This window comes from Gordonia sp. NPDC003376, assembly GCF_053589235.1.
In genome coordinates, this window is record NZ_JBSFRM010000004.1 from 108,627 (window position 1) to 115,884 (window position 7,258).

Consider the following 7,258-nt stretch of genomic DNA (forward strand, 5'->3'; position numbering starts at 1 on the left):
GAGCCTGCGCCACATTTGCAATGACCTTGTTCGTACCCGATTCTGTTTCGCGTGGGCATCACGATGTGGGAACGACCCGACGCCGGGACGCCCACGCCTGCCGACACGACGGTCCCGGAATCGGGTCTGGAGAATCCCGGTCGGCCCGTCCGCGAGAACGGCGTTCCAGGCCCCGTGGCGCCCGCGGTGTCGGCGCCCACCGACGACGAGGTCTACGAATATCTCGGACCCCAACAGCGCTGGATTCACGGGGTTCTCCTGCTGGCCTTCGCGCTCGTCGCCTGGTCTCTCGTCGAATTCGCCACTGCGCGACCGGTGTTGCTGCCGGTACTGGCGGTTCTCGCGATCAACGTGATCAGCACGGTCTTGTCGCTGGCCACCGGCATCAGTCGCCGGCGCGTCACCTGGCGTTCACATCAGGAGCTCGCAGCCCAGTGGTCACCACCCTCGACGGGATTCCCGTCGGTGGATGTCTTCTTGCCGACTTGTGGGGAAAGTCTCGAAATCCTGCAGAACACGTACGGAAACGTATCGGCGATGGCCTGGCCGGGTGAGTTGACGATCCATGTTCTCGACGATGCCGACCGACCGGAGGTCGCCGACCTCGCGGAAGATTTCGGATTCCGCTACATTGTCCGGCCCGATCGTGGACATCTGCGCAAGGCCGGAAATCTGCGTCACGCGTTCTCCGTGTCGAGCGGTGAATTCGTGGTGATCTTCGACGCCGATTTCTGCCCGCGACACGATTTCCTCGCCCACCTCATGCCCTATCTCGACGACCCGCAGGTCGCGATCGTGCAGAGCCCGCAGACGTTCGCGACCACCGAACGGATGGGGTGGGTCGAGCGCACCGCCGGGGCCACCCAGGAGTTCTTCTACCGGTGGGTGCAGCCGTCGCGGGACACGCTCGGAGCCGCCAACTGCGTGGGCACCTCGGCGGTGTATCGGCGCTCGGCACTCCGGCGGATCGGCGGATTCACCCCGATCGAACACTCTGAGGACCTGCACACCGGCCGACATCTGCAACAACTCGGCTACATGATTCGCTATGTGCCGGTGGTGCTCTCGCGCGGCCTGTGCCCCGATGACCTCGCCGGCTTCCTCAACCAGCAATACCGTTGGTGCATGGGATCGCTCTCGCGGGTGCGCAACACCCATGTGCGTGAGCCGATTCGGCGGATGACGCTCCGTCAGGCGCTCTCGCACTGGGCCGGGGTGTTCTACTACCTGACCACCGCGGTGAACGTGTTCATGGTGTTCCTGCCGGGCATCATCATGGTGGCCCTCTTTCCCGAGGACATCCGGCCGTGGCAGCTGGTGCCCTTCCTGTTCGGGCTGTGGGTCTACGTCGTCGTCTTCCCACTGGTGTCGCGTACCCGCTGGCGGTTCGAGGTGCTGCGCATCCAGATGGCCTACAGCCTCGCCCACGCAGTCGCCATCTGGCACAAGCTGATCGGTCGTGAGATCGGCTGGGTGCCCACCGGGGCGGTGGGGCGTAGCAACTCCCTGGCCCGCTCGATCAGCGCAGTGGGGGTGTTTGCGCTCGGGGTGTCGCTGGTGGCGTTCTGGGCGCTGCTGCTCCGCGACATCGGCGGCCACGGCCTCGCGTCCTTCTGGCTGATGGCGGCCTTCGTCGGGACCTACACCTACCTCGCCGGACCGTTGCTGGTCGAGTTCGTCCGGATACTCGCCGCAGGCCCGCGTCGTCCGGTCCGGCCACGGGACGAGTCGTGAACCCCGACGGCACGGGCGGTGACGGCCTGCCCCGCCCCGAACGGACCGCCCGTCGGCCGGTGGCGCGCAACACCAACCGGGTGACCGCCATCGAGGTGATCGGCTACACGCTGGTGATCGTCTTCCTCGCCGCACTGGCACTCGGCGTGTTCGACATCGTGCTGCCGTGGACGGCGCCGTGACGGTCCTCGAAGCGGGTTCTACGGCGAATGCCGTGGCCCTGCCGGGTAGGCGGTTCTTCACCGACATCGCCGGTCTGCGGGGGCTGGCGGTGCTGCTGGTCGTCCTCTTCCACGCCCGAATCCCCGGTCTCGACGGCGGATTCGTCGGCGTGGACGTGTTCTTCGTGATCTCCGGGTTCCTGATCACCGGACTGCTGATCAGGGAGTACGAGGAGACGGGGACGCTGTCGTTCAAGGGCTTTTATGCGCGGCGGTGCCGACGGATCGTCCCGGCCGCGGCGCTGGTCATCGTGGTGTCGATCATCGGTGCGGCCCTCACCATGCCCCTGTTGCGCGTCTTCAAACAATCGCTGGATCTGCTTGCCGCGGCGGCGAATCTGGCCAACTGGCATTTCCTCGCGCAGAACGCCGACTATCTGGCCGGGTCCATCGACGGCAGCCTGGCCACACACTTCTGGTCGCTCGCCATCGAGGAACAGCTGTACTTCGTCTGGCCGCTCACCGTGTTCGCCGCGGCGGCACTCGTGTCCAGGACGGTCCTGCGCAGGGTCGTCGGCGTGCGCATGTCGATCGGGGTGGTCGTCGGAGCCCTCACCGTCGGATCACTGATCTGGGCGATCCAGCTCACCCCGGTCGATCCGGCGACGGCCTACATGGCGACCTACACGCGGGTGTGGCAGTTCGGTTTCGGTGCGCTGCTCGCGGTGATCGAACCTGTTCTGCTGATGGTGTGCCTGCGAGTCCCGGTGGTGGCCAAGGTGACCGGCGGAGTGCTCGGCTGGGCGGGATTCGCCGGTGTGATCGCCGCTGCGGTGCTGATCGACGCACACACACCGTATCCGGGGACCGCCGCCCTGCTCCCGACCGTGGCGGCGGTGGCGATCATCGCCTCCGGGCAGCTGAATCCTGTGGGGGAGAAGCCGAGTCCGTCGTCGTTCTGGTTCGTGGGTGGGCTGCTGTCGATCGCGCTGATGCGCTTCCTCGGCCGCGTCTCCTATGCGTGGTACCTGTGGCACTGGCCGGCGCTGGTGTTGTTCGAGACGGTGGCCGGCACCACGTCGTGGCCGGCGCTGGTCGCGGTCAGTGCCGTGTCGTTGGCGATCGCGACGGCCTCGACGCTCTGGTTCGAGGAGCCCATCATCGAGAACCGCGCACTGCGTGCCAACCGGTCGGCCTCGATCTCGGTGGGGCTCACGGGACTCGTCGTCGGGCTCGCGGTCACCATGACCGTCGGGGTCGTGACGGTGAAGATCGCCGCCCGCGACACCGTCGCCAACGCCGCGCTGAACTACCAGTCGGTGTTCGGCACGGAGAGCACCGAGATGGCGGGCCCCGTGGTCCCGAACCCGTTCCAGGCGTACGACGACCGGCCCGAACCACACGAATGTCTGTTGCCGGTGGGAGAACTCGACCCGGGGCGGGACTGTGCATTCGGTCCGGTCGACGGAATCCCGGTGGTGCTGTTCGGTGATTCGCACGCCGAGCAGTGGTCGGAGGCCGTCCGGACCATCGGCGAGGCCCATGGCTGGCGCATCCACCAGTTCACCAAGGCGGCCTGTCCGGCGCAGAACCTACGCCCCGTCCCCGGCCGCGGCGACCCGTTCAACAAGGACGACTGTCTGCTGTGGCGGGCCGACTCGTTGCGCGCAATCGCCGCACTGGACCCGCAGATCATCGTCGTCTCGTCGCTGTCGACGTATGCGCCCGAGTACGAGACAGCCGAGTCGGCCTGGAACGACACCCTGGCGGCGCTGCGCGCCACGGGCGCAGATCTGGTCTATATCGCCGACACCCCGTACCCGAATTTCCAGGTCGCCGACTGCATGTCCGGGGCGCTCGACGATTGGAGCCGTTGCGATTTCGAGCTCGACAACGTCCCGCGACACGAGCCGATCCTCACCGAACAAGTGCGAGGCCGCGACACCGACATCCTGACCGTCGACGTCAACGACCTGCTCTGCGACGGGAATCGGTGCGCTCCCGCCCGCAACAAGATCCTGTTCTACCGGGACGATTCGCACCTGACCGCCACGGCCGCACGGGTTCTCCAACCCGCCCTGACCAGAGAACTCGACGAGCAGCGCTTCGACTACAACGCACGATAGCCCGCATCCTTGTCTGATGGTCAATCAGTCTGCAACAGTTGCTGGTTGAGCCGTTGAGGAGCGTAGCGACGAGGCGTGTCGAAACCTCGGTCGGCCGGGTTCGTCAGCGCGACCACCTCAGGGGTGGTCGCCACCCAGCAGAAGTTGCGGAGATTTCGACACGGGTCCTCGCGATGCTCGGTCCGGCTCAATCAGCAACTGAGCGTTGCTGCTTGGTCGTCAACCGAAGTCTTTGCTCGATCAGCAAGTGCGGGTTGCTGGTTGAGCCGATGAGGAGCGTAGCGACGAGGCGTGTCGAAACCTCCGTCGGCCGGGTTCGTCGACGCGACCACCTCAGGGGTGGTTCGGGCTCAATCGGCCACTGGCGGTTGGTGGTTGAGCCGATGAGGAGCGTAGCGACGAGGCGTGTCGAAACCTCAGACGGCCGGGCTCGTCGACGCGAGCACCACGCGCGCGAGAGATTCATTGTCGACCGCTGGTTGCTGGTTGGGCTGATGGAGGAGTTCGACGCAGGGTGCTTCTGCTGTAATCGGGTTGCAGTTGCTGGTGGTTGAGCCGATGAGGAGCGTAGCGACGAGGCGTGTCGAAACCTCAGACGGCCGAAGTCGAAACGCATCCACAGGTGGCCGCCACCCCACGACCGTCGGCGCGCTCACTCAGGTGAGCACCCACGCACGTGAGCACTCACTCACATGCGACACCGTCTCCGTCACGATCGAGTCTCGAGCTGTATCCGGGCTGGCCGCGATACAGCGGCGCGGCTCCGGCGGCGCGCGCTTCGGCGCAACTGGAGTAGGAGACACTTCCGCCACCGCCGGCGGGCTTGTCGGTGGTTTCGTCTTGGGTCCCGGTCTGGGGGATCAGGCCGCGCGGGGTGTTGGTGTCCTCAGCCGGGGTGTTGGGGACCCCGGTGGTTGCAGTCGACGTCGGCGTCGCGCTGGTGGTCGGCACACTCGTCGACGGGGTCGCCGTCTCGGTGACGGTCCTGAAACTGGTGACCGTGGTGGTCGCCGGAGCAGCGGTGTCAGAGGTGTTCCCGATCAACGAGCCGACCCTGCAGCCGCCGCACATGAGCAGGATCGCGACGACGACGGCACCGATGATGAGCAGTGGCTTCTTCGACGTCGTGGGTGGCGTCGGCGACTGGGCACCGTCTCCCGTCGGGGGTGTCGGCGGCCAGTGCTGGGTTGTCATCGATCGGAACCTTTCGCGAGGGCAACGTGTATTGAATCACCCTGCCCGCCGTCGCCGATGTCCTCCGAGGGAACCAATTTCGACGATCAGGCCCAACGCCGGCCTACGTCTCCGAGTGAGTGGCACCCGCATCTGCATGCGTCCGGACCACTCCCGCAAAACGTTCGGCGATCACGGCTGCCGTTTGCCGGATGACCGGATCGGCGGCCTCGAATGCGGCCATCGTGGACTCGAGTCCGGGCGCTGCGGTGGGGTTCGAGTTGATCGCGTCGTCGATCCAGCCCCGGAATCCCGGGACAGACACCTCCGGATGGAACTGCACTCCCCACATGACGTCGCCGACGCGGAACACCTGGTTCTCGTAGTCGTCCGAGCCGGCCAGACGAGTCGCGCCGTCCGGGATCCGGCTGATCATGTCGCGGTGGTCCTCGGCGACGAGGAACTCCGTGCCCAGCCCCTGCAGCAGTGGATCGTCGTCGGTACCGACGGTTCGGATCGTGACCGCACCGACCTCGGAGCTGCCCGCGCCGACCAGCACCTCGCCGCCGAGTGCCTGCGAGATGAGCTGGGCGCCGAGGCAGATGCCGAGTGACGGCGTCGCGCGGGCTGCGGCGTCGCGGATGAGGTCGAAGATGTCGAGCAGCCACGGGAACTCGTCGGCGTCGTGCGCGCTCATCCGGCCACCGAGCACGATCACGCCGTCATAGTCGGCGATCGTCGGCACCACATCACCCGCGTGCGGACGCACGATTCGGGCGGTCACGCCGTGTTCGGTGAGCCAGGTATCGAAGCGATCGAGGGCGGCGATCGGATCGGGCTCGATCACGAGTACGGTGCGGGTGGTCAACGGGTTCTCCTCTGGCTCCGGCCGATGTGTGGCAACGCTACCGGGCACCGGTCGGCTCCGCGTGTCGGAGCCGACGAGTAGGCTCCATCACACTCGGTAGGACCGGAGGAACGGTGATGAGAAGACATCTCGCGGTCCTCGTACTCGCCACGGCCGCACTGGTCGTCGCAGGGTGCGAGGCGGATTCGGGCGAGTCGGTGTCGACGTCCGCTGCCGGCACCCACTCCACGGTCACGGTCGGCTCCACACCGACATCGACGTCGACGGTCACGGTGTACGCGACGCCCGCCACGACCGAACCGCCGGTGGAGACGACCCAGACGCTACCAATCGTCACCGAAGGGGCACTGTGCGCTTCACGTGGGTCGATCGCCGTGTTCGCCGACGGCGCGACCGCGTACTGTGCCCGACTGCAATACACCGATGCCCTTGCCTGGTCACGCGATCCAGACCTGGCGCCGAATCCCACACCTCCAGTGCAGACGCCGGTGGGTCCGTCGGTCGGCGACGCGTGTATCGGAGCCGACATCGGTCGTACAGCAACCGATTCCAACGGTACTGCCATTGTGTGTGACAACTACGTGTGGGTTCCGAATGTCGGCCAGACGCCCCGTCATCCGTGGGCTGACAACCAGACCGCATGGACCGAGTGCATCAAGATCCACACCACCGATGAGTGTCGGGAGATGCTCAATGGTGGCGGCTGACCACATCGTGTGCACAGTCAGTGGAATCGGGAGCCGAGTCGACGACCTTGCGTGAGTTGCTGATCCGGGTGTCGACCACCCATTGGGCGTCGATGATCGAGCCGGGACCACACTTGGTGATTGAGCCGGGACCGAGCATCGCGAGGACCCGAGTCGAAATCTCCGCAGCACACGCTGGGAGGTGATCACCTCTGAGGTGGGGACGTCGACGAGCCCGGCTGTCCGAGGTTTCGACACGCCTCGTCGCTACGCTCCTCATCGGCTCAACCACCACCTGCCCGTTGGTGATTGAGCCGGGACCGAGCATCGCGAGGACCCGAGTCGAAATCCCTGGAGACTACCTCGGATCGTGACCACCTCGGAGGTGGTCACCGCGCGACTTCGTCCGTCTGAGGTTTCGACACGTCTCGTCGCTTCGCTCCTCACCGGCTCAACCACCACCTGCCCGTTGGCGATTGAGCCGGGACCGAGCATCGCGAGGACCCGTGT

At 66.2% G+C, this 7,258-nt stretch carries 6 protein-coding genes; 4 read left to right on the plus strand and 2 right to left on the minus strand.

Features of this window, described 5'->3' with window-relative positions; translation table 11 throughout:
- Positions 1-51 precede the first annotated feature (51 nt).
- From ACWDUA_RS06230 to ACWDUA_RS06240, 3 genes are read left to right on the plus strand one after another with little or no spacing between them, the layout of a single operon-like run.
- Positions 52-1,734, plus strand: coding sequence for a glycosyltransferase family 2 protein (locus ACWDUA_RS06230; protein ID WP_449750137.1), 1,683 nt, complete (start codon positions 52-54; stop codon positions 1,732-1,734).
- Positions 1,731-1,916: a cellulose synthase (UDP-forming), glycosyl transferase family 2 gene (locus tag ACWDUA_RS06235; RefSeq protein ID WP_449750138.1), complete on the plus strand. Its 186-nt coding sequence runs from the start codon at positions 1,731-1,733 to the stop codon at positions 1,914-1,916. Before ACWDUA_RS06230 ends, ACWDUA_RS06235 begins: the two co-directional genes overlap by 4 nt.
- On the plus strand, positions 1,913-4,021 hold the full coding sequence (locus ACWDUA_RS06240) for an acyltransferase family protein (RefSeq protein WP_449750139.1): 2,109 nt from the start codon (positions 1,913-1,915) through the stop codon (positions 4,019-4,021). The genes ACWDUA_RS06235 and ACWDUA_RS06240 overlap by 4 nt, the downstream gene beginning before the upstream one ends.
- A 684-nt stretch (positions 4,022-4,705) precedes the next feature.
- Here ACWDUA_RS06240 and ACWDUA_RS06245 read toward each other — a convergent pair.
- Both ACWDUA_RS06245 and ACWDUA_RS06250 read right to left on the minus strand, forming a co-directional pair.
- On the minus strand, positions 4,706-5,215 hold the full coding sequence (locus ACWDUA_RS06245; RefSeq protein WP_449750140.1) for an excalibur calcium-binding domain-containing protein: 510 nt from the start codon (positions 5,213-5,215) through the stop codon (positions 4,706-4,708).
- A gap of 103 nt (positions 5,216-5,318) precedes the next feature.
- Complete coding sequence (locus tag ACWDUA_RS06250; RefSeq protein ID WP_449750141.1) at positions 5,319-6,062, minus strand: type 1 glutamine amidotransferase; 744 nt, start codon at positions 6,060-6,062, stop codon at positions 5,319-5,321.
- Between the two features lie 116 nt (positions 6,063-6,178).
- Between ACWDUA_RS06250 and ACWDUA_RS06255 the strand changes: the two genes are divergently transcribed.
- Complete coding sequence (locus tag ACWDUA_RS06255; RefSeq protein ID WP_449750142.1) at positions 6,179-6,769, plus strand: hypothetical protein; 591 nt, start codon at positions 6,179-6,181, stop codon at positions 6,767-6,769.
- Positions 6,770-7,258: the final 489 nt, after the last annotated feature.

Coding starts and splice junctions, on each gene's coding strand:
- ACWDUA_RS06255 (WP_449750142.1), top strand. CDS start 6,179: ATGAGAAGACATCTCGCGGTCCTCGTACTCGCCACGGCCGCACTGGTC.
- ACWDUA_RS06245 (WP_449750140.1), bottom strand. CDS start 5,215: ATGACAACCCAGCACTGGCCGCCGACACCCCCGACGGGAGACGGTGCC.